The 22,562-nt window shown below is 54.8% G+C and carries 20 protein-coding genes; 10 read left to right on the top strand and 10 right to left on the bottom strand.

Annotated features, from left to right (window positions below; translation table 11 throughout):
- Nucleotides 1-61 precede the first annotated feature (61 nt).
- Nucleotides 62-1,291, bottom strand: a complete 1,230-nt coding sequence (gene pepT / locus G544_RS0102080) for a peptidase T (RefSeq protein ID WP_027273051.1) — start codon at nt 1,289-1,291, stop codon at nt 62-64.
- Between the two features lie 415 nt (nt 1,292-1,706).
- On the opposite strand from pepT, the gene potA reads away from it, so the two are divergent.
- The 6 genes from potA (at nt 1,707) to G544_RS0102050 (ending at nt 8,057) form a co-directional block, all read left to right on the top strand.
- Complete coding sequence (gene potA, locus G544_RS0102075; protein WP_027273050.1) at nt 1,707-2,825, top strand: spermidine/putrescine ABC transporter ATP-binding protein PotA; 1,119 nt, start codon at nt 1,707-1,709, stop codon at nt 2,823-2,825.
- A complete protein-coding gene (gene potB, locus G544_RS0102070) occupies nt 2,809-3,684 on the top strand; it encodes a spermidine/putrescine ABC transporter permease PotB (protein ID WP_036023216.1) in 876 nt (291 codons plus the stop codon). The genes potA and potB overlap by 17 nt, the downstream gene beginning before the upstream one ends.
- The gene (gene potC / locus G544_RS0102065) at nt 3,681-4,457 is read left to right on the top strand and encodes a spermidine/putrescine ABC transporter permease PotC (RefSeq protein ID WP_027273048.1); all 777 of its coding nucleotides are present in this window, start codon (nt 3,681-3,683) and stop codon (nt 4,455-4,457) included. The genes potB and potC overlap by 4 nt, the downstream gene beginning before the upstream one ends.
- A gap of 64 nt (nt 4,458-4,521) precedes the next feature.
- Nucleotides 4,522-5,568, top strand: coding sequence for an extracellular solute-binding protein (locus tag G544_RS0102060; protein ID WP_027273047.1), 1,047 nt, complete (start codon nt 4,522-4,524; stop codon nt 5,566-5,568).
- Between the two features lie 124 nt (nt 5,569-5,692).
- A complete protein-coding gene (rihC, locus tag G544_RS0102055; RefSeq protein WP_027273046.1) occupies nt 5,693-6,616 on the top strand; it encodes a ribonucleoside hydrolase RihC in 924 nt (307 codons plus the stop codon).
- A 199-nt stretch (nt 6,617-6,815) separates the two neighbouring features.
- Nucleotides 6,816-8,057 carry a Zn-dependent hydrolase gene (locus G544_RS0102050; RefSeq protein WP_027273045.1) on the top strand — a complete coding sequence of 414 codons (1,242 nt, stop codon included), beginning with the start codon at nt 6,816-6,818 and terminating at the stop codon, nt 8,055-8,057.
- Nucleotides 8,058-8,144: 87 nt separating this feature from the next.
- Here the strand turns inward: G544_RS0102050 and G544_RS19740 are convergent, their stop codons facing one another.
- Entirely contained in the window at nt 8,145-9,038 is an 894-nt protein-coding gene (locus G544_RS19740) for a LysR family transcriptional regulator (protein ID WP_071783233.1), read from the bottom strand.
- Between the two features lie 86 nt (nt 9,039-9,124).
- Here G544_RS19740 and G544_RS0102040 point away from each other — a divergent pair, with 86 nt between their 5' ends.
- Genes G544_RS0102040 through G544_RS0102030 form a run of 3 tightly spaced genes read left to right on the top strand, consistent with a single transcriptional unit; the run spans nt 9,125 to nt 11,815 of the window.
- Entirely contained in the window at nt 9,125-9,796 is a 672-nt protein-coding gene (locus G544_RS0102040) for an RraA family protein (protein ID WP_027273044.1), read from the top strand.
- 23 nt (nt 9,797-9,819) lie between these two features.
- Entirely contained in the window at nt 9,820-10,461 is a 642-nt protein-coding gene (locus G544_RS0102035) for a 4-carboxy-4-hydroxy-2-oxoadipate aldolase/oxaloacetate decarboxylase (RefSeq protein ID WP_027273043.1), read from the top strand.
- 10 nt (nt 10,462-10,471) lie between these two features.
- Entirely contained in the window at nt 10,472-11,815 is a 1,344-nt protein-coding gene (locus tag G544_RS0102030; protein ID WP_027273042.1) for an MFS transporter, read from the top strand.
- Nucleotides 11,816-11,884: 69 nt separating this feature from the next.
- On the opposite strand, the gene G544_RS0102025 is transcribed toward G544_RS0102030, so the two are convergent.
- The 8 genes from G544_RS0102025 to lolC are packed head-to-tail and all read right to left on the bottom strand — an operon-like array spanning nt 11,885 to nt 18,632.
- Nucleotides 11,885-12,529, bottom strand: coding sequence for a YcxB family protein (locus G544_RS0102025; protein WP_027273041.1), 645 nt, complete (start codon nt 12,527-12,529; stop codon nt 11,885-11,887).
- A 48-nt stretch (nt 12,530-12,577) separates the two neighbouring features.
- Entirely contained in the window at nt 12,578-13,147 is a 570-nt protein-coding gene (locus G544_RS0102020) for a transglycosylase domain-containing protein (RefSeq protein ID WP_051155526.1), read from the bottom strand.
- A gap of 11 nt (nt 13,148-13,158) precedes the next feature.
- Complete coding sequence (locus G544_RS0102015; RefSeq protein ID WP_211218891.1) at nt 13,159-13,611, bottom strand: GNAT family N-acetyltransferase; 453 nt, start codon at nt 13,609-13,611, stop codon at nt 13,159-13,161.
- Between the two features lie 29 nt (nt 13,612-13,640).
- Nucleotides 13,641-14,492, bottom strand: coding sequence for a Sir2 family NAD+-dependent deacetylase (gene cobB, locus G544_RS19735; protein ID WP_051155525.1), 852 nt, complete (start codon nt 14,490-14,492; stop codon nt 13,641-13,643).
- Nucleotides 14,493-14,543: 51 nt separating this feature from the next.
- Nucleotides 14,544-15,455 (bottom strand): N-acetylglucosamine kinase, encoded by a 912-nt coding sequence (gene nagK, locus G544_RS0102005; RefSeq protein ID WP_027273038.1) that lies wholly within the window; start codon nt 15,453-15,455, stop codon nt 14,544-14,546.
- A 24-nt stretch (nt 15,456-15,479) separates the two neighbouring features.
- Entirely contained in the window at nt 15,480-16,733 is a 1,254-nt protein-coding gene (gene lolE / locus G544_RS0102000) for a lipoprotein-releasing ABC transporter permease subunit LolE (protein WP_027273037.1), read from the bottom strand.
- The gene (gene lolD, locus G544_RS0101995; RefSeq protein ID WP_027273036.1) at nt 16,733-17,437 is read right to left on the bottom strand and encodes a lipoprotein-releasing ABC transporter ATP-binding protein LolD; all 705 of its coding nucleotides are present in this window, start codon (nt 17,435-17,437) and stop codon (nt 16,733-16,735) included. Before lolD ends, lolE begins: the two co-directional genes overlap by 1 nt.
- Nucleotides 17,430-18,632, bottom strand: a complete 1,203-nt coding sequence (gene lolC, locus G544_RS0101990; RefSeq protein WP_027273035.1) for a lipoprotein-releasing ABC transporter permease subunit LolC — start codon at nt 18,630-18,632, stop codon at nt 17,430-17,432. Before lolC ends, lolD begins: the two co-directional genes overlap by 8 nt.
- Before the next feature lie 417 nt (nt 18,633-19,049).
- Here lolC and mfd point away from each other — a divergent pair, with 417 nt between their 5' ends.
- Nucleotides 19,050-22,496, top strand: coding sequence for a transcription-repair coupling factor (gene mfd / locus G544_RS0101980; protein WP_027273034.1), 3,447 nt, complete (start codon nt 19,050-19,052; stop codon nt 22,494-22,496).
- Nucleotides 22,497-22,562: the final 66 nt, after the last annotated feature.

The following is a 22,562-nucleotide window of genomic DNA, read 5'->3' as shown; positions in this document are numbered from 1 at the left end:
CAAAAAGAAAGGCCCATCGTTACGGTGTAACGATGGGCCTTTTCTTATCTCTCTTGCTATATTAACGGGCGCGCTCCGCCGTGATTTCCGCAATGCGCATAATGACGGAAGTCGCCTTCTCCATCCCTTCAACGGTAATGAATTCGTGCTTACTGTGGGAATTATAGCCGCCGGTAAATATGTTCGGGCACGGCAGGCCGCGCTGCGAAAGAATCGCGCCGTCCGTTCCGCCGCGAATCGGCACGATCTGTGGTTCAATGCCGTTATCCAACATGGCCTGATGAGCAATCTCCACCACGTGAGGATGCTTGGCGACCTCTTCGCGCATGTTGTAGTACAAATCCTTAATCGTCACTTCTATATGGCAATCGCGGTGAAGCCCTTCTCCCACAGCTTTTGCTGCCTCAATCATAGTACGCTTGCGCTTTTCAAAACCGTCTCGCTCAAAGTCGCGAATGCTATAGCTCATTTCCGCATAGTCTACGCTGCCGCGAATGGCGTTAAGGTGATAAAAGCCTTCATAGCCTTCGGTATTCTCCGGCGTTTCATCTGCCGGCAGCATCTGCTGAAAGCGCGCCGCCAGCGTTAAGGCGCTAATCATTACGCCCTTGGCGCGCCCAATGTGCACGCCGTTACCGACGATTTTTACGGTCGCCTGAGCGGCGTTGAAGTTTTCACATTCCAGTTCGCCCACTCCGCCGCCGTCTACGGTATACCCCCACTGCGCGCCAAGCTGCTGGATGTCAAAATGCTTCATGCTTTTTCCCACTTCCTCATCCGGCGTAAACGCAATTCGAACGTCGCCGTGCGGGCGGTCGCTTCCCTTCAAGCGCGCGATCGCGGTCAAGATTTCCGCGATGCCGGCCTTGTCGTCAGCGCCCAATAGCGTTTTCCCATCGGTGGTGATAAGCGTCTGACCGTGAAGTTGGTGCAGCACCGGGAACATGACCGGCGACAGCACCTCATCGCCGATGCCCAGCGCAATATCGCCTCCGCGATAGTTATCGACGATTTGCGGCCTGACGCCCTTGCCGGAAACGTCCGGAGAGGTGTCCATGTGGGCTAAAAAGCCAATAGTAGGAACGGACCAGCCGACGTTAGACGGCAGCGTCGCCGTCAAACAACCGTAAGGACTGAGCTCTACGTCGCTCAGTCCCATCTCTATAAGCTCACGCGCAAGGGACTCCGCCAGCATGGTTTGGCCTTCCGTGCTGGGCGCTAGGCGAGCGTTTGGCCTTGACTGCGTATCGAACGAAACATAGTGAAAGAATCGATCCAGTAACCGTTCCATTTTTTTCTCCCCGAATATGCTTTAAACATTATGCGTATCCTAAGAGCTAAAATATTGCGTTAAGTCAGCTTGAGCCTAATTTACTCGCACTCATTAGGAGTATCATTAATAAGAAAACGGGCTTTCTTCTCTCATTTTTACCTTTCCGTAAGCGACGATAATTCCCGTCTAAACATATGGCTATAAAAAAAGCCTCTTTTGGCCAAATAAGCTTTCATTTATTACCCAGTCGGTCTATTATCCGCGCTTCGAAAATTTCGAAGGGTGCCGCTAGTTTTGAATTACACAAGGAAGCCCTTTTTGGCTTAAACCGTCTATAATTGTGGAGTACGGTTTTGTGTTCTTTCATGCAGTCTTTTGCAGCGGTGGGGTTCTATCTGCTTACTAACCATATGGGATAGAGTGACAGAAAAAAATGACTGAAAACTCCTCTCTTTCACCTGTCGTCGAACTTAAGAACCTGCGTAAGGGCTTCGACGGGCGCGATATCATCAACCAATTCAACCTAACGATTAACGACGGCGAATTCCTGACTATTCTCGGGCCATCGGGCTGTGGGAAAACGACGGTGCTGCGCCTTATCGCCGGGCTTGAAACCGTTGATGACGGACAAATCATGCTGACCGGGCAAGACATTACCCATCAGCCCGCCGAACAACGGCACGTGAATACGGTTTTCCAAAGCTACGCGCTGTTCCCCCACATGACCATATTTGACAACGTCGCTTTCGGCCTGCGCATGCAGAAAACGCCGTCGGCTGAAATTACGCCGCGCGTAATGGAAGCATTGAAGATGGTACAGCTGGACGCCTTCGCCCAGCGTAAACCCCATCAGCTGTCCGGCGGCCAGCAGCAGCGCGTCGCTATCGCCCGCGCCGTGGTCAACAAGCCCAAAGTGCTGCTGCTGGATGAATCGCTCTCTGCGCTCGATTACAAGCTGCGCAAGCAGATGCAAAACGAGCTTCAGGCGCTGCAGCGTACGCTCGGCATTACCTTCGTCTTCGTTACCCACGATCAGGAAGAAGCGCTAACGATGTCCGATCGCATCGTCGTTATGCGCAACGGCCGCATCGAGCAAGACGGCACGCCGCGGGAAATTTATGAAGAACCGAAGAACATGTTTGTCGCTCGCTTTATCGGCGAAATCAACGTGTTTGACGCCATCGTTCTACATCGCATCGACGATAAGCGCGTTCTGGCCAACGTTGAAGGCCGTGAATGCGGCATTCTGACAGACCTTGAAGTCAATCCGGGCGACAAAGTCAAAGTGCTGCTGCGCCCTGAAGACCTGTCGGTCGTAGCGGTAAAAGAAGGCGAAAGCGTCGATGGAATTATCGGCCACATTCGCGAGCACAACTATAAGGGAATGACGCTGGACTCTATCGTTGAGCTGGAAAACGGCAAAATGGTGATGATTAGCGAGTTCTTTAACGAAGACGATCCGGACGTCGACCACTCGATAAATCACAAGGTCGCCATAACCTGGACCGAACGTTGGGAGGTGGTACTGCCAGATGATGACAGCGCTCAATAAGCCTTCACAGCGCAAGCTGTTTCAGAAGCTCTCTATTACGCTTATCGTCTCATGGTTAGTGCTGTTCGTTTTCCTGCCTAACCTGATGATTATCGGCACGAGCTTTCTGACCCGTGACGACGCCAACCTGCTGGCGATGGTCTTTACGCTGGACAACTATACCCGGCTGTTTGACCCGATGTATGCGCAGGTGCTGCTGCATTCGTTAAACATGGCGCTTATCGCCACGTTTTTCTGTCTGCTCGTCGGCTACCCGTTCGCCTACATCATCGCCAATATGCCCAAGCGGATACAGCCCGTCATGCTGTTTCTGCTGATTGTTCCCTTCTGGACCAACTCGCTTATTCGCACCTACGGGCTGAAGATCTTCATCAGCACCAAAGGCGTGTTAAATCAGATCCTGCTGGGCATCGGGCTTATCGACGAGCCTCTGCGCATCATGTACTCGCAGGAAGCGGTCATTATCGGTCTGGTCTATATTCTGCTGCCCTTTATGGTACTGCCGCTCTACTCCAGCATCGAAAAACTGGACAAGTCCTACATTGAAGCGGCGCGCGATCTGGGCGCGGGCAAGGTGCAAACCTTTACGCGCGTTATCATCCCGCTCACCACGCCGGGCATCATCGCCGGCTGCCTGCTGGTGCTGCTGCCGGCAATGGGCATGTTCTATATCGCTGACCTGCTGGGCGGCGCCAAGAACCTGCTGGTCGGCAACGTGATTAAAAACCAGTTTCTTCGGCTGCGCGACTGGCCGTTCGGCGCTGCGACCAGCATTGTCTTAACGGTGCTGATGGGGCTGATGCTGTTCGTTTACTACCGCGTAGGCAAGCTACTTAACCGAAAGGATGAACTGGAATGATTGGACGCCTTTTCCGGGGCGGCTTTATGACCGCCGTTTACGCCTTTTTGTACATCCCGATCGTTATTTTGATCGTCAACTCGTTCAACGTCGCTAAATACGGCGTCACCTGGCGCGGTTTCACCACCCAGTGGTACGAGATCCTGATGAATAACGACAGCCTGCTGCAGGCGGCGGGCCACTCCGTGGTCATAGCCTCTCTGTCGGCGACGTTCGCCACCCTTATCGGCTCGCTCACGGCAGTGGCGCTTTACCGCTATCAGTTTCGCGGTAAGCCCTTCGTTAGCGGCATGCTGTTCGTGGTTATGATGTCGCCGGACATCGTTATGGCTATCTCACTGCTGGCGCTCTACATGCTGCTAGGCCTGTCGCTGGGCTTTTGGACGCTGATGCTGGCGCACATCACCTTCTGCCTGCCTTTTGTGACGATCACCGTCTACTCTCGCTTGAAGGGCTTTGACGTCAGGATGCTGGAGGCCGCGCGCGATCTGGGCGCGGGCGAATTTACCATTATGCGTAAAATCGTTTTGCCTCTCGCCATGCCCGCCGTCGTCGCCGGCTGGCTTCTGAGCTTCACGCTGTCGATGGACGACGTGGTCGTGTCATCCTTCGTCACCGGCCCGTCCTACGAAATTTTACCGCTGAAGATTTACTCGATGGTAAAAGTGGGCATGTCGCCGGAAGTAAACGCATTGGCGACCATCATGCTGGTCTTCTCGCTGATACTGGTGTTGGTTAGCCAGCTTATTCAGCGCGATCGCAGCGGAAAATAGTGTTTATCGCCGACGTCACGTTCGTCGGCGACGTTTTTTATCCGATGTTGGAGATACGGCCTACATGAAAAAGTGGTCTCGTCTGTTAGCGGCAGGTACGCTGCTGCTCACTTTCGGCGCGGCGCCAGTCCAAGCCGAAGAAAACGTCGTTTACTTCTACAACTGGTCGGAATACGTTCCGCCCGGCCTGATGGACGACTTTACCAAAGAAACCGGCATCAAGGTGATCAACTCGTCGTTTGAATCCATTGATACCATGTACACCAAGCTTAAGACCTATAAAGACGGCGCTTATGATCTGGTAGTCCCTTCCGCCTACTTTATCGCCAAGATGCGCGACGAAGGCATGCTGCAAAAAATCGATACCAGCAAGCTTAAAAACTTCAAGAATATCGACCCTGCCCTGCAGTCAAAGCCGTTTGACCCCACCAACGAGTGGTCAATCCCCTATACCTGGGGCGCAACCGGCATCGCGGTCAATACTGACGTTATCGATCCGAAAACCGTCACCGGCTGGGCGGACCTCTGGGAGCCTCGCTTCAAGGACCGCATCCTGATCCTCGATGACGCTCGCGAAGTGTTCCCCATCGCCATGCTTAAGCTGGGCTATCCGATAAACAGTCAGGATCCCAAGCAGATTAAAGAAGGCTATGAAGAGCTGCGCAAGCTGATGGATAACGTCGTAGTATTCAACTCCGACGCGCCCGCCAACCCTTATATCGAGGGGGATATTGATATCGGCATGCTGTGGAACGGCTCATCGTACATGGCGCGTCAGGAAGGCGTTCACCTTCAGTACATCTGGCCCAAAGAGGGAGGTGTTTTCTGGATGGACAGCATGGCGATTCCATCTAACGCCAAGAACGTCGAAGGCGCGCTCAAGCTTATCGACTACCTTCTTCGTCCGGAAGTCGCAGCCAGGATAGCCAATGAAATCGGCTACCCAACGCCGAATATCGAAGCGAGAAAGCTGCTTCCCAAGTCGCTGACCGAAGACAAGTCCCTCTATCCCGATCCGGAAGTGCTTGAAAAGGGACAGTGGCTGGGCTCCGTCGGTGAAGCCGGGCTGCTGTACGAGACGCTGTTTCAAAACCTGAAAGCCGGCGGCTAATACTTCACTCATGCCGTAATTTCTGCAAACCCTGCCTCTCGGCGGGGTTTATTTTTTCTTCCCTCCGGCAACGGCCTTCTAATAAGATGGGGTCACGCAGGCCATCAGATGAGGAGAGAATAAAATGAGCGCCAAGAGGCCAATTATTATTGATACCGACCCTGGCATTGACGACGCCGTAGCGCTGGGGATTGCGCTGTTTGCTAGAGAGCTGGACGTCAAGCTTATCACCACGGTCTCCGGTAACGTCGGCATTGAGCACGTGACCAACAACGCACTTAAGCTACTCACGTTTTGGACGCTAAGCACCCCCGTCGCCAAAGGCGCCGCCCGGCCACTCCTTCGCGAGGTCAGAGACGCAAGCGAAGTACACGGCGTTACCGGAATGGAGGGCTATGAATTTCCAGAGCCCAATAGGGGAAATTTGCTAAACATCACCGCCGTTCAGGCAATGTATCAAACGCTAAAAGAATCAGAAGAAAAAATCACGATTGTCGCGATTGGGCCGCTGACGAACGTCGCCCTGCTGTTAAGGGAATACCCTGAGATAAAGGGAAAAATAGCCGAAATCGTCCTCATGGGCGGCGCGCTGGGACGAGGCAATTTTGGCGTACTTTCCGAGTTTAATATCGCCGTCGATCCGGAAGCGGCAAAAATCGTTTTTGAAAGCGGTCTGGCTATCGCCATGACGCCCCTTGACGTTGGCCTGAAAGCGCTGGTTTACCCGCAGGACAGCGAAGAAATCAAGCAAATGAATCAAACGGGCGACATGATGTACAGCCTGTTTAGGAAATATCGCGGCGGAAGCTTTAATACCGGATTAAAAATGTACGACAGCTGCGCTATTGCCTACCTTTTAAAACCAGAAATGTTTACCGTTCAAAACGTTTTTGTCGCCGTCGAGACGAAAGGCGAGTACACCTCGGGCGCGACGGTTATCGACCTGAAAGCTTCTCTCGGCAAAGCCGCAAACTGCAAGGTCTGCGTAGATATCGACGAGGAACTGTTCAAGGCCTGGTTTTTAGCCGCCTTGAAGCGGTGTCATTAGCCAACGCATCGGCACGGCGAGCCTTTTCCCCTTTGTATGACCTATATCAAGCTCGCCGTGAATTAGACTAAGGTCTTAATCTCTTATACTGTTATGATGTTCAAAAGCGTTGGTACCCTGCGACGCTAAAGGTTTCAGTTTGGAATACGGGCATCCCCCTCCAAATATTCAGGCAACAACAGACATAAAGGATACTGGAATGGCTCAAGCTCTCACTAAACAATCGGCGCTCGATCTTTTCGAACAAATCACCGCCTTTACCCTTAACGACGGCTCACCGGGCATTACTCGCCTCGCCTACTCCAAAGAGGATGAACAGGCTCACCGGCTGATGATAGAAAAGTGCCGCGAGCTGGGGCTTGAGGTGCGTCAGGACGCCATGGGCAACGTCTTTGCCCGCCTGCCGGGTAAAAATCCCGAACTGCCCGCCGTCGGCACTGGCTCTCACATCGACTCCGTGCCGCAGGGCGGCGCCTACGACGGCGTTATCGGCGTTATGGCTGGCCTGTATGCCATTTCCCAGTTCAAGCCGCAGCAGCTCAAGCGCTCTCTTGAACTGGTGATTTTCCGTGCGGAAGAGTCCAGCCGCTTCGGCTTCGCCTGTATGGCCAGTAAGGTGATGGCCGGCCAGGCCGACTTTGACAAATGGGCGAAAAACACCGACAGCCAGGGCAACAATATTTTCCAAGTGCTGGATAACTGCGGCTATCAAAGCCAGAAGCTGAAAGAGTGTCGCCTGCCGACCGACTACTTCTCCGCCTTTATCGAAACCCACATCGAACAGGGCAAGGTGTTAGAGCATCAGCAAAAACGCATCGGCGTCGTTAACGGCATCGCCGCCCCCTGCCGCTACCGCGTAGAGGTTCACGGCCACGCCGACCACTCCGGCGCAACGCCGATGAGCCAGCGCCACGACGCCCTGGTGGCAAGCGCCGGCATCATTACCGACATCAACACCGCCGCCTGCTATGAGTCCGCCTACGGAACGGTTGGCACCGTCGGCCGCTTGGACGTCACGCCGAACGCCATCAACGTGATCCCCGGCGACGTGACCTTCTACGTCGACATCCGCGGCGTCGATAAATCCAGCGTCAACCGCGTGGTCGCCAAGTTCCTGGCCTCCGTTGAGCACGCCAAGTCCGTACAGGACGTCGTCATACACGTACACGAACTGGCTAACGATATGCCGGTGTTGATGAACGACGATATCGTTCACCGCCTTGAGCGCATCTGTCAGGAACAGGGCGTCTCTTCCGTCACCATGATGAGCGGCGCAGGCCACGACACCATGTACATGGCGCAGGACTTCCCCGCCGGTATGCTGTTTATTCCGTCCAAAGAGGGCATCAGCCACCATCCGGACGAATACAGCGAGTTTGACGACGTTATTCTGGCGGCGGAAATTCTGCAGCAGGCGCTGGGGGAATTGGCTGACGCGTGATCGAAGTCACGTACCAGCGAGAAAAACGTAACGCTAAGCCGGGTAAAAAAGCCCGGCTTTTATTTACACCACTGCCTCTTTAGTCTGTTATCCGGACACGCCTTCCAGCACATCAATAAAATCGGCAATCAAAGAATTATTATTATCAGACCGACAAACGGAATAAATATAGCTAGAGATATTAAAATCCTGAATAGGCAGAAAGAGAACGTCTTGCCTGTTATTTGGAATGGTTGATTTCCCTACCAGAGTAACGCCTAACCCGGCGCCGACTAATGCTAGCGCAGTGTGAATTTCAATTGCGCGATAGGAAACCATAGGCTGACACTGGCGCTGAATAAACATATCAAAAAATTTCCCCGCAAAGCCGCTGCGGTCATCCTTTGGATAAATAATAAAAGGCGAATTAACAAAATCCCTCAGAGTCAGGAAAAGCTTTCTGGACAGATAGTGATCCCTAGGGATCGCGGCCACCATTGGGTCAATGAGGATAAGCCGGTGTTCGAGGGACTCGGATACAAAGTTATCGTTCTCCAGTTCGCGAGTGATGCCGATATCGATAGCGCCATTGATCAACATCTCCGACTGATATTCTGACAGTACTTCCGTCAGGTTTATCTGTACGTGAGCGTAACGTTCCTTAAATTTTTTAATCGCCTCGGGTAGGATATTAAACATAACAGAGCGGGTGAAACCGATATTAAGTACAGCAGACTTATTATTAATAAATAGTTCAGTGTCCGACTCCAGCTTATTAAAGTCATAGATTAACTCTTGCGATCTGGAATAAAAAAACTCACCTAACTTGGTCAATGCCATTGGGCGGGTGCTTCTATTTAATAACTCACCACCCAGTTGCTCCTCCAGAGCCGAAATTTGCATGCTAATTGCCGTCGGAGCGACAAATAGTAATTTCGCCGCCTGACTAATACTTCCGGATTCAACCACCTTACAGAAATAGACAAGCTGTTTTAAGTTCATTTTTTCTTATCCTATGCTCAATTTTAACTGCTTGTACAATATGGGGTTATATCTAATCATCATCAAAAAACACGAAGGAGATTAAGATGTCTGATTTAGATATAAACGATTATATAGAAAAAGCAAAGAAATTGACGACGCCGGAAATATCCGACGCATTGGACTATTTTTCATTGCCAGGTTCGCTATTGGGAATAAAGCACATTGCCGGTAAAAATGCGGTTGTCGGTACCGCCTGGACCGTCAGATACACCGCCATAGACAGAGATAACATGGGTACCGTTGGCGACTTCATCGACGACGTTAAGGCTGGTGACGTGGTTGTTATTGATAACGCCGCGCGCCCGGACTGCACCGTCTGGGGCGGCATTCTAAGTCAACTGGCTGCCAAGCGAAACATCGCAGGAACGGTTATTAACGGCGTATGCCGCGATACGCAGGAAGCCAATGCCGTTAATTATCCGCTTTATGCGCTTGGGCGCTATATGCGCACGGGGAAAGACCGTGTACAGGTCGCTGCCGTATGTCAGCCCATCACTATCAGCGGCGTATTGATTAAACAGGGCGACCTTATCGTTGCTGATATTGACGGCGCCGTCGTCGTAGCCAGAAGCCATATAAAATCCGTTATCGACAGAGCGCTGATTATGCAATCGGTAGAAAACGATATTTTAAATGACGTATTAAATGGCATATCAATTTCACAGGCCAGAAAAAAACATAATTATCACCTTCTACAACGCAATCCCAATAAATAAAGAAATACTCTGGACATTACTCTATGAATAATAAAGAAGCTATCGCCCAGCAATTAATAGCGCTGGGCTCGGCCACCGTTTATGAAGCACAGGGAGCATTTGGCGCGCTCGATGCTGGCATCAAGCCCATCTGTGCCGATATGAAGTTGGCTGGCCCCGCGTTTACCGTCGACATGCGTCCCGCCGATAACCTCATGATCCACTACGCCCTGTTACACGCACAGCCTGGCGACGTTTTGGTCATCGACTGCAAAGGCTTTATTGAAGCCGGCGTTTGGGGCGACGTATTAACCACCCAAGCCTTAAAGATCGGCCTGGCCGGCATCGTGGTGAATGGCGCCGTGAGGGACGCCGACGCCATCGCACACCTAGGCTTCCCCGTTTTTTCTCGCGGACTCTCCATTAAGGGAACCGGCAAAACGCAGCCGGGCCGGGTTAACGTTCCGGTCACAATAGGCGACGTCACAGTTTCTCCCGGCGACATCGTCATCGGAGACAGAGACGGCGTTGCGATTGTGCCTGCCAGTAGCGCTGAACGTACGCTTGAACTAGCCCTCGCGCGGGAAAGCAAAGAGGGGGCGTTTAAAGAAAAAATCGCTCAGGGCGCAACAACGGCTGAACTGATGAACCTTAGCGAAACCTTCCGCCTCTTAAACCTACAATAGGACTACCGCGATGAGCACTCACGTTACCGGCGTTCTTGCGCCAACAAAGCCAACGCACCATCGCTGGTGGGTGGCAACCCTCTTTTTCCTAATCTATACGGTGGCGGCAGCGGACCGCGCCAACCTGGGCGTCGCCCTGCCGTTTATCCGAAAGGAATTCTCCATGACTAACGCCGAAGCAGGCGCGCTGGTCAGCCTGTTCCTCATAGCCTATGCGCTAATCCAACTGCCGTCAGCGTGGTTAATTTCCCGATTCGGAGTACGCAAGGTCTTTACTACCTCCATGGTTCTGACTTCGCTGGTGACGGGAATGACCGGCATGGTCAGTTCCATTCTGCAGCTTAAAATATGCCGCGTTCTGTTAGGCGTTGCCGAAGGCCCCTTGCCGATTGGCGTCACGTCAACTATCAATAACTGGTTTCCCTCTCGAGAGAAAGGCATCGCTTCCGGCATATTCCTTTCCTCCATCAAGCTGGGGCCGGTTATTACGCCCATCGTCGGCGCCGTCATCATTGCCGCCTGGGGATGGAAAGAAGTTTTTCTTTTCTTCGCCATTTCCGGCATTTTGCTTCCTCTGTTTTGGTATACTTTCGTCGCCGACCGCCCCGAACGCTCAAAATTCACCAATCAGGCCGAAGTTGACCTGATTAACGAAAAGGCGAACGGTACCGAAAGCACAGCATCGAAAAAGGACGAGTATAAAAAGATCGCCGTACTGGATTCACTCATTAGAGTAAGAGAGATCAAGCTACTGGAGACCACTAAAGGCATCTGCCAGTCGTGGAACGTGTGGGGATGCAGCCTAGGCTACTGCTTCCAGTTAGGGATTTCCAGCCTGCTTCTCGCCTGGATCCCGACCTATCTGCTAACGGAGAAGAACCTTTCCGTTATCGGCATGGGCTTTGTCGCCGCCGCCCCCTGGGTCGGCGCAGTGTTGGGCAACCTGCTCGGCGGCGTGCTGTCAGACAAGTTTTTGGGCAAGCGGAGAAAACCGGGCATGATGATTTCAGCGATCTCAACTTCCATCATGATGCTGCTGTTAATCCATACACCGGCTAATCCCGCAGTCTGCGCCCTGCTGCTGTTTATGACCGGCCTGCTGTTAAGCATTGGCTTCTCCGCCTACATGGTGTACCCGATGTCGTTTATCGCCAAAGAAAAGTTCCCGGTCGCCAACGCACTGGTCAACATGGGCGGACAGCTGGGCGGTGCGGCGACACCGTTTATTGGAGGCCTAATCCTTGACCACTACGGCTGGAACAACGTGTTCTTTTTCATGGCGGGAATTTCGATTCTGACGTTCATTATTCTGTTAACCATTCATGAACCGATGAAGATGAAGGCTAACGCCTAAAGCGTTCAGCGTGCTTTAATATACCCCCGCCGATAGTTCGGCGGGGCAACGTGCTCTTATTGCAGTTCCCTACTCTTCACGACGCTTTGCCTCAATAAATGCCAGCACCTCATCGCGTGGATATCCTTCCAGCGCCGCAGGGATCCACAAAAACAATCCCTCTTCTACCAAGATATAATCAATGTCGTTATGGCTAATGACGCCCTGGATTTTCTGCCAGCTAATACAGCTGCTGGCCTTTGCATTGGCGCAGCGAACTCCCTTTTCCGTTAACTCCAGCAGGCAACCGCCCTGTATGCTGTCATTAACTTGGTAAAGCCGCTGGAGATTTTTTCGATACCTCCTTTTAAATACAAAAGAACGAAGAAGAGAACCTAAGATAAAGGCGCAGAGAAGAATAAACAGCACCTGAGCATTCCGCGCCCGAAACAGCCAATCGGATGAACCGTTGTACCAGCCGGAAAGATTCAGCCTGACGCCCTTTACGGAAAACAGAAACTCACAGGCGAGAATGGCCAGAAGGCCGCATATCAAGCCGAAAATAACGTTTTTTGTGGAGCCTAAATAGCGGTGATGAGATTTCTTTTTATTCCAGGCAAGCCAGCCGCCGACCTGATAGTCGCTAAACGATAAGGACTTTGCGGGAATAGCGATACGATATCGAGCCTCGCTCGCTTCATCGAAAAAATAGGACTTATCAAACTCCGTTGACATTGGCGTCATTCCTTAACGTAACGTGGGTAACTATTTCTCGGGTAACGATTAAAGCGCACAAAGGGACATGAAGCGCTGGCTTCCTTTAACCAAGCGCTCTGAGCCTGGTTTATAAAGCGAAGGCGCCTTTAGCATAACCACCATCTGCACCTGCTGTTCGCACGAGGTCTTCTCCAGCGTGGTATGAAACAGCTTCTCTGCCGCCTCTCGAGCGCCGTAAACGGCGTTACCCTGAGCGTCCTGACCAAAATAAGCTTTAGCCAACGTCATTGAATACAAAGAATCGTCATCGTATAGAGCGCTCAACCAGTAAGTCCAAACGACGGCTTCCAAATGACGATATAGATGCTTTTTAGCGGGAGGTTTTATCACGCGGACAATATAACCAAGCGAATTACCGGTTATTTTTATCGCCGTTTCCCGCAGCGCCTTCATTACAGGCTCATCGCTCAAATAGGGCTGAGCTGACGCAAGCGACGTCTGAACAACGGGACGAATTTCCAACCAATAATAGGCCGTCATACAAAGATAAACGGCGCATATCAGTGCAGCCATCTGATGAAAGCCCCAAATCAGCACCGCGCCCAGCAGCCTTAACGATCCCAATAGCCATTCCATGGCAACATTCCTTATGTGCGGTTATCCAGCACCAAATGCAGCAGCGGATACGGCTTTCCCATGCCGTCCAGCTCGGAACGCCCTATCACGCTAAAACCATATTTCTGATAAAACGCCAGCGCATCAGGGTTTTGTTCGTTGACGTCGACCTTGCGGATACCGGCTTCGTTGACCGCGTAGTCCATCAGCGCCCTTCCCAGCCTCTGCCCGCGGCAGGCGTCGTCAATAAACAGCATTTCGACCTTATCGTCCGACAGGCCGATAAAGCCGGTGGGCTCGCCGCGTTGGTTGCGCGTGCAGCGTAGCGTCACCTGCGGCAAAAAGTCGTTTAGCAACAGCGGTCTGAGCGCCAGAATGTCGGCCTCAGGCAGAAAGTGGTGGGTTGCGCGCACCGAGCGTTCCCAAAGCGCGGTCAGCGCCGGATATTCGTCAGGTGAAACGGTATCAATCTTAATAAAGCTCATGTCTAATCTATGGTCCTAGGCTTCTTACGCTATTTATCTTTACAGCAGTCAAAAGAAAACGCGTCAAGAAACGTTTGTTGAACGTATTCAGGCACGGTTTGGCTGGCTAAGCCGTAGTGCGTTTCGGCAAAGCTGCTGCCCACCTTGCTCGGTTCCAGATTTAACTCTACCGTATGAGCTCCGGACAGGCTTGCCGTACGCACAAACCCGGCCGCCGGATAAACGTGGCCCGACGTGCCGATGGCGATAAAATAGTCCGCCTCGGCCAGCGCCTTGCTAATCTGCCCCATCTCCAGCGGCATTTCGCCAAACCAAACGATGTGAGGACGCATCGGCTGCGGCGGCGTACAGCAGTCGCAGCGGTCGTCAACGGAAAGGTCGCCCTTCCAGTCAAACACTTTCTCAGAGCACGTGCAGCGCACCTTCAGCAATTCGCCGTGCATATGGACAACCCGCAGATTACCCGCCCGCTCGTGAAGGTTGTCTACGTTTTGCGTGACTAAAAGAAACTTGCTGCCCAGCAGGTTCTCCAGCTTCGCCAGCGCCTTATGGGCCTCATTGGGTGCGATGTTTGGGCTAAGCAGCTGGCGGCGGCGGGCGTTGTAAAACGCCTGCACCAGCTCGGGGTTAGCCTCATAGCCTTCCGGCGTTGCGACGTCCTCAATGCGGTGCTCTTCCCAAAGGCCGTCAGAGGCGCGAAAGGTGCGAATGCCGGACTCGGCGGAAATGCCCGCACCGGTAAGAACGACAACGGAAGGATAAATGCTGGCCTTCATTTCACTGCACTCCGCGTAAATCCGGCCGGAATAGTAGCGCATGCGCCGAAGCCTATGGCTGGCACGCTTCATCTTACGGTGATGCAAACGTCGGTGAATGCGCATGGCGCAAAACTCCTTTTCATCCTGAAGGGCATAACGGCCCTCTATTCTGTCTTAAACGCCGAGATTAAGAAAGGCCGCGCCGCGAACGCCGCCGGAATCGCCCCAGCGCGCTTTCTCAATCGGCGGCACGCGGGCCACGCTCAGCAAATGGGGGCGAATGCGCTCCGGCAGCAGCAAATACATCTCATCAAAATTGGACAGCCCGCCTCCCAACACGACCGCATGCGGATCGAGCACGGTAAACACGTTCGCCAGGCACACCGCCAACACGTCGATAAAGCGCGCTACGTGTTCCTGTGCGCGTGCGTCCTTAGCCCTGTAGCGTTCGATAATCGCCTGTGCCGTCAGCGGTTCCTGATAAAAGTGCTGATAAAGCCATTCAAATCCGCGCCCGGAAATATAGTTTTCTATACAGCCGTCGTGGCCACAGCCGCAGTGAACGCGGGGAATGTCTCTGCCCAACAGCTCCAATGCGTCAACGGGAAGGCGAAGGTGGCCAAACTCGCCGACGATATGGTTACGGCCGGAGAACGGCCTGCCGTTAATAATCAGCCCGCCGCCGACGCCGGTGCCAAGGATAATCCCCAGCACGCTCGGGTAGTCGACCATCGCGTCATCCCAGGCTTCCGACAGCGCAAAGCAGTTTGCATCGTTCTCAACCTTGACCGGTCGCCCGATACGGGTCGACAAATCCTTTGCCAGCGGCTTTCCCATCGCAGCCGGAACGTTGGCGGTAAACAGCGCGCCAGTCTCGCCATCCGGCATACCGGGAATGCCGATGCCAACGGAGCCGACAAGGCCCAGTTCGGAGTCGGCTTCCAGCGTCAGGCTCGTAAAGACATCCAGCAGCGCCTGGTAGTCATCGCGCGGGGTGGGAACTCGCTTTTGTATCAGCCGGTTACGCTGTGCGTCAAAAGCGCCAAACTCGATTTTCGTACCGCCCATGTCAAAACCGTAATACATGGTGTACCTCCTCGTCTTATCGTTTTACTGGCCGCTCAATACCCGTGCCGGATCGATGCGGCTGGCCCTGCGGGCCGGATACCAGCTGGCCAATAGGCTCAGCGCAATGGCGGTTGCCAGTACGATAATAATGTCCTGCGGATGAAGTTCTGACGGCAGGAAGTCAATAAAGTAAACGCCGCCGGAAAGAAACTGGTGCCCGACCAGCACTTCAACTTTCTTGATGATGGCGGTCAACTGAAGCGATACCAGCACGCCAAACGCCACGCCGCACAGGCTGCCCACCAGCCCCGCCAGCAGGCCGTACCAAATAAACACGGCGCGAATAAGACGATCTTTCGCCCCCAGCGTACGCAGCACCGCAATGTCCGAACTCTTGTCTTTTACCGCCATAATCAGCGTTGAGACGATATTAAAGCAGGCGACGCCGATGACCAAAATCATCGCCAGATACATCACGCTGCGCACCAGCTGGATATCGCGGTACATATAGCCGTAAGAGGCAATCCAGCTGCGATAGTAGGCATACTTCCCGCTCGCTTCCGCAGCCGATTTCGCCACGACGTTGGCGGCAAACACGTTGTCGGCCTTAAAGGCAATCCCCGTGACGCTGTCACCCATATCCAAATACTGCTGCGCATCGCCGAGCGGCACCATGCCGTAGCTGTGATCCAGCATGCCGCTAAGCTGCAAAATGCCGGTAACGTGCAGGCGAATGCGCTTAGGCTGGCCTATTTTTAGCTCGTCGCCGCTGCCGTCATTGTTGGGGATCATCACCGTTACCCAGTCGCCCTGCTTCACGTTTAGCGAGTCGGCAATGCCCTTGCCTAAAATCAGCTGCTGCTCGCCGGCTTTAAAGGACTTCCAGGCGTCATTCAGCACGAACTGCGGCAAAGCGCTTAAGCGCTCTTCATCCTTCGGCTCGACGCCCCGGATCTGTATGGCCTTAAGCTGTGTGCCGCTCTCTACCAGCCCGGTAAACAGCACGTACGGCGCAACGGCGGCCACGCCGGGCGCGTGAGACATACGCTCTTGGGCCGCAGGCCAGTCGTTAAACGGTTGCTCCGGCTCAACTTCACCGTGAGGAACCACCGCCAGTACGCGGTTTTTCAGCTCGCGCTCAAAGCCGTTCATGGCGGACAGGCCGATAATCAGCACCGCGACGCCCAGCGCAATGCCTATCGTCGAAATAACGGAGATGAGCGACACCATGCCGCTTCGACGCCGTCCGCGAATAAACCGCAGGGCGATGGTTAGCGAAAGAGGCAGCGCCGACATTACTCAACCTCCAGCACGCTGGCCCGCTGGCTCAACACGCCGTCGCGCATCTCAAGCTGCCTGTCGAGGCGCCGCGCCAGTTCCAGATCGTGCGTCACCACCAGAAACGCCGTACCCTGTTGGCGGTTAAGGTTGCCCAGCAGCTCAAAAATGCTGTCGGCCGTGTTTCTGTCCAGGTTGCCCGTCGGTTCGTCCGCCAGCACCAGAGCCGGGTTATTCACCAGCGCGCGAGCGATCGCCACCCGCTGGCGTTCGCCGCCGGAAAGCTCAGACGGCCGGTGGGCTGCCCGCTTCTCCAATCCTACCGCCGCCAGCATGGCGCGCGCCTGTTCCAACGCCTGAGACGGCTTTTTGCTGCCGATTAAAAGGGGCATTGCGGCGTTCTCCAACGCGGTGAAGTCCGGCAGCAGGTGATGAAACTGATAAATAAAGCCCAACTGAGTATTGCGCAGCTCGGCCTTTTCGGAAGCGCTCATACGGCTGAGCGAGCGGCCGTTGAAAATCACGTCGCCGTAGGTTGGCGCATCCAACCCGCCCAGCAGGTGCAGCAGCGTACTCTTACCGGAACCCGAGCTGCCGACAATCGCCATCAGCTCGCCCGGACGCATGGAAAAGTTGACGCTTTTAAGCACGTCCGTCTTAAGCTTGCCTTCCTGATAGGTTTTGCAAAGGTCTACACATTGCAACAATAAAGAATCACTCATAGCGTAACGCCTCTGCTGGTTGAACGGCGGCGGCCCGCCATGATGGGTAAAGAGTGGAAAGCAGCGCCAGCCCCATAGAGAACAGCGCGATAGTAATGACTTGAGAGTAGTCAATAAGCACCGGCAGCTTCGCGCCGCCGAGCGACATGCCGAAGAACGACATTATGGCATTAAGCTTATTGGAAAGAAGCAGGCCCAGGCCGGTTCCCAGCAGCGAGCCGATGATGCCGCTGGTAGCGCCCTGCACCATAAAAATACTCATTATTTGGCGACGCTTAAGCCCCTGGGTTTGTAGAATCGCCACTTCGCCCTCTTTCTCCATCACCATCAGGCTAAGCGAAGTAATAATGTTGAACGCCGCGACGGCGATAATCAGCCCGATGAGCAGGCCCATCATGTTTTTTTCCATCCGTACGGCCTGGAACAATTCGCCTTTGCGCTCCCGCCAGTCCTTCATCACCAGCCCTTCGGGAAGCGGCTGCTGGCTTACGCGGTCAATATCGAGCGGGCGCGTCAGGTACAGGCGCCATCCGCTGACGTTGCCGGTCGGATAGCGCATCAGGCGCGAAGCGTCCTGCTGGTTCACCAGCAGTTGAGTGCCGTCAACTTCGCTGCCGGCGGCGAAGGTGCCGATCACGGTAAACAGGCGCTGGCTGGGAATGCGGCCCATTGGCGTAAACTGGCTGGCGCCGGTGACCATCAGGCGCACCCGATCGCCCAGACGTACGCCAAGCTTTTCCGCCAGCTTCTCGCCCAGAATCACTCTGTAGCTGCCGGGCTCCAGCGCGGATACGCTGGTGCTGTAAACGTCGCCCGCCAGCGGGTCGTTATCCTCTTTGGTTATGCCGAGCATGACGCCGACGGCGATGCCTTTAGCGCTCTGCATCACGACGTCGCCGGTGGTCAGCGGCTCAACGCGCGTTACGCCGGTCAGCGTTTTCAGACTGGTCGCGGGAACGGTTTGGGGATTCAGGCTGCCCTGAGGCGTCGTCACCAGCGCCTGCGGCATCAGGCCGAGAATGCTTTTTTCAAGCTCCTGTTCGAGGCCGTTCATGACCGACAGCACGGTCACTAGCGCCATAACCCCAAGCGTAATGCCTATGGTGGAAAGCCAGGAAACGAACTGGCTGAATCGGTCTGACGCTCGCCCGCGCATGTAGCGCAGACCTATAAATAACGCAACGGGTTGATACATTAAGGTATGTGACTCAGTTTATCGACGCTTGCGCAAAGCTTGGCAAGCGGCGCGACCAATTAGAGACATCGGCCTTTCGTCCGGCTATTCGATGTCGTTTTTGCATTCGGTATCCGACGGCGACGGTAAGTTTATCATCGTTATGCCGCTGGAAAAATCCCCGTTTTCTATACCTTAGGCGCGGTAGGCTGATAATCCCGCCGATGGCAGGCCGCTATTTTTTCAGACAAGCCTTTAGGGTTGGATTACTATATGTACCAAATCCTCGCCTGACCGTTTTGAAATGACGTTTGAAACAAAGAATGGGGCGAAGAAAACGTAAGACCCGACAGAATGGGATAGCGGCAAATCGCCGCGCCCAGCGGACGCTATTTGTCCGCCCAATCTGCCAGTTTGATAAAGAGACTTGATGACAGTATGCCTTCTCAACACCGCTTTACTCTGCCCGTGCGCGCCACAGACGTCAGGCAAATCGGCCATTTATACGGCTCCTCTTCCGCGCTCGTTTGCGCCGAAATTATCGACCGCCATCCAGGCCCGGTACTGCTCGTTGCCGCCGACATGCAGCTGGCGCTGCGCATAAACGATGAGCTCAAGCAGTTTACCCAAAAGCCGGTCACTGCGCTGCCGGACTGGGAAACGCTGCCCTACGACAGCTTCTCTCCCCATCAGGAGATTGTCTCATCGCGGCTGCTAAGCCTCTATCAACTGCCGCAGATGCAAAACGGCGCCACTATTCTGCCGGTCAACACCCTGATGCAGAAGGTGTGCCCCCATTCTTTCCTGATGGGCCACGCGCTGGTGACAAAGAAAGGCGATCGCTTATCCAGAGACGGCCTGCGCACTCAGTTAGAACAGGCGGGCTATCGCGCCGTCGACCAGGTGTTGGAACACGGCGAATTCGCCACTCGCGGCGCGCTGCTCGACCTGTTTCCGATGGGGAGCGACGTTCCCTACCGGCTGGACTTTTTTGACGACGAAATTGACAGCATCCGGCTGTTTGACGTTGATACCCAGCGCACGCTTACGGAAGTCGACGCCATTAACCTGCTGCCCGCGCACGAATTCCCAACGGACAAGGCGGCCATCGAGCTTTTCAGAAGCCAGTGGCGAGAGACCTTTGAGGTAAGGCGCGATCCGGAACACGTTTATCAGCAGGTCAGCAAAGGCGTTTGGCCGTCCGGTATCGAGTACTGGCAGCCGCTGTTCTTCAGCCAACCGCTGCCAACCCTGTTCAGCTACCTGCCCGCCAATACGCTATTGGTGACGCTGGGTGATATCGAAAGCGCCGCCGAACGCTTCTGGCAGGATGCAAACCAGCGCTTTGAAAGCCGCCGCATTGACCCAATGCGCCCGCTTCTACCGCCAGACGCCCTCTGGCTGCCGACCGACAGGCTGTTTGGCGAGCTGAAGGCCTGGCCCCAAATGCGGTTAAAAAGTGACGACGTCACAGAGAAGGCCGGCAGCATCAATCTGGACTATCGCCCCCTGCCGGACCTCTCCGTTCAGCATCAGAGCAAGTCTCCGTTAGACAACCTGCGGCGCTTTACCGAAAGCTTTGACGGCAGCATCGTCTTCTCCGTCGAAAGCGAAGGCCGGCGCGAAACGCTTACGGAGCTGCTGGCCCGCATCAAGCTCAAGCCTCGCTCGATAGACGCGCTGCAGCAGGCCGATAAGCCGGGCCACTACCTGATGATAGGCGCCTGTGAGCACGGATTTTTAGACGTCGAAGGCAGGCTTGCCGTTATCTGCGAAAGCGACCTGCTCGGCGAACGGGTAACTCCTCGCCGCCAGGACAGCCGCCGCGCGATCAATACCGACACCCTTATCCGCAACCTGGCGGAACTGCGCCCAGGCCAGCCCGTCGTTCACCTTGAGCACGGCGTCGGCCGCTATGCGGGGCTGACAACGCTCGAAGCCGGCGGCATCAAGGCGGAATACCTGATTCTAACCTACGCAGGGGAAGACAAGCTGTACGTCCCCGTTTCTTCGCTGCACTTAATCAGCCGCTATTCCGGCGGCGCAGAGGAAAACGCACCGCTGCACAAGCTGGGGGGCGACGCCTGGAGCCGGGCGCGCCAAAAGGCGGCGGAGAAGGTGCGCGACGTCGCGGCGGAGCTGTTGGATATTTACGCGCAGCGAGAGGCAAAGCCCGGCTTCGCCTTCAAGCAGGACAAAGAGCAGTACCAGCTGTTTTGCGAATCCTTCCCCTATTCCCCTACGCCGGATCAGCAAAACGCCATCGGCGCAGTGCTGGGGGATATGTGCGCCAAGTCAGCCATGGACAGACTGGTCTGCGGCGACGTCGGCTTTGGCAAGACCGAAGTCGCGATGCGGGCCGCGTTTCTGGCCGCCATAAACAACAAACAGGTCGCCCTGCTGGTGCCAACCACCCTGCTCGCCCAGCAGCACTATGACAACTTCCGCGACCGCTTCGCCAACTGGCCGGTACGCATCGAAGTCATGTCGCGCTTTCGCAGCGCCAAAGAGCAGCAGGCCATTTTGCAGGACGCCAGCGAAGGCAAGGTCGATATTCTTATCGGTACCCATAAGCTTTTACAAAGCGACATCCGCTGGAAGGATCTCGGGCTTTTAATCGTCGATGAAGAGCACCGCTTCGGCGTTCGCCAAAAGGAGCGCATCAAAGCCATGCGCGCCGACGTAGACATCCTGACGCTGACCGCGACCCCTATTCCGCGTACGCTGAACATGGCCATGAGCGGCATGCGCGATCTGTCGATTATCGCTACGCCACCGGCCCGCCGGCTGGCGGTGAAAACCTTCGTTCGCGAGTACGACGACCTGATTATTCGCGAAGCCATTCTGCGCGAAGTGCTGCGCGGCGGGCAGGTCTACTACCTTTATAACGACGTCGCGACCATTAACAAAGCGGCGGAACGCCTGTCGCAGCTGGTTCCCGAAGCGCGTGTCGCCATCGGCCACGGCCAGATGCACGAACGCGACCTTGAGCGCGTGATGTCCGACTTCCACCACCAGCGCTTTAACGTGCTGGTCTGCACCACGATTATTGAAACCGGCATCGACATTCCCAACGCCAACACCATCATCATGGAGCGTGCCGATCGCTTCGGCCTCGCGCAGCTGCACCAGCTGCGTGGCCGCGTAGGTCGTTCGCATCACCAGGCCTACGCCTACCTGCTAACGCCTCATCCAAAAGCCATGACGCCGGATGCCGTGAAGCGCCTGGAGGCCGTTGCTTCGCTGGAAGATCTCGGCGCCGGATTTGCGCTAGCAACCCACGATTTGGAAATCCGCGGCGCGGGCGAGCTGCTGGGCGAAGATCAGAGCGGTCAAATCGCCTCTATCGGCTTCTCGCTCTATATGGAGCTTTTAGAAAGCGCCGTCGATGCGCTGAAGGCGGGTCGAGAGCCGTCGCTGGAGGACTTGACCGCCAGCCAGACCGACCTCGAGCTGCGCGTTCCCGCGCTGCTGCCGGATGACTATATGCCGGACGTAAACACTCGCCTGTCATTCTATAAGCGCATCGCCAGCGCTGCGTCCGACGAAGAGCTGGACGAGCTGAAGGTGGAGCTTATCGACCGCTTTGGCCTGCTCCCGGATGCGGCCCGCAACCTGCTGCAAACGGCGGCCATGCGGTTACGGGCGAAGCGTCTGGGAATTCGGCGCATCGAAGGGCATGAAAAAGGCGGGTTCGTCGAATTCAGCGACAGCAACCACGTCGATCCGACCTTCCTTATCGGCCTGCTGCAAAAACAGCCGCAGCGCTATAAGCTCGATGGCCCCAGCAAGCTCAGGTTTAATCTCGACCTGAGCGCTCGCCCCAAGCGCCTGACCTTTGTCAGCGAGCTGTTGGAGCAGTTTGAACAGCACCGCATCGGCTAACTCCACCGCCTGCCGGTTTCCCCGGCGGGCGTGTTTCCGACCTCGCCACCATTTTTTTCTTTAGGA

The sequence above is a fragment of the Leminorella grimontii ATCC 33999 = DSM 5078 genome (assembly GCF_000439085.1).
GTDB lineage: Bacteria > Pseudomonadota > Gammaproteobacteria > Enterobacterales > Enterobacteriaceae > Leminorella > Leminorella grimontii.
This window is presented reverse-complemented; position numbering and strand designations above follow the sequence as displayed.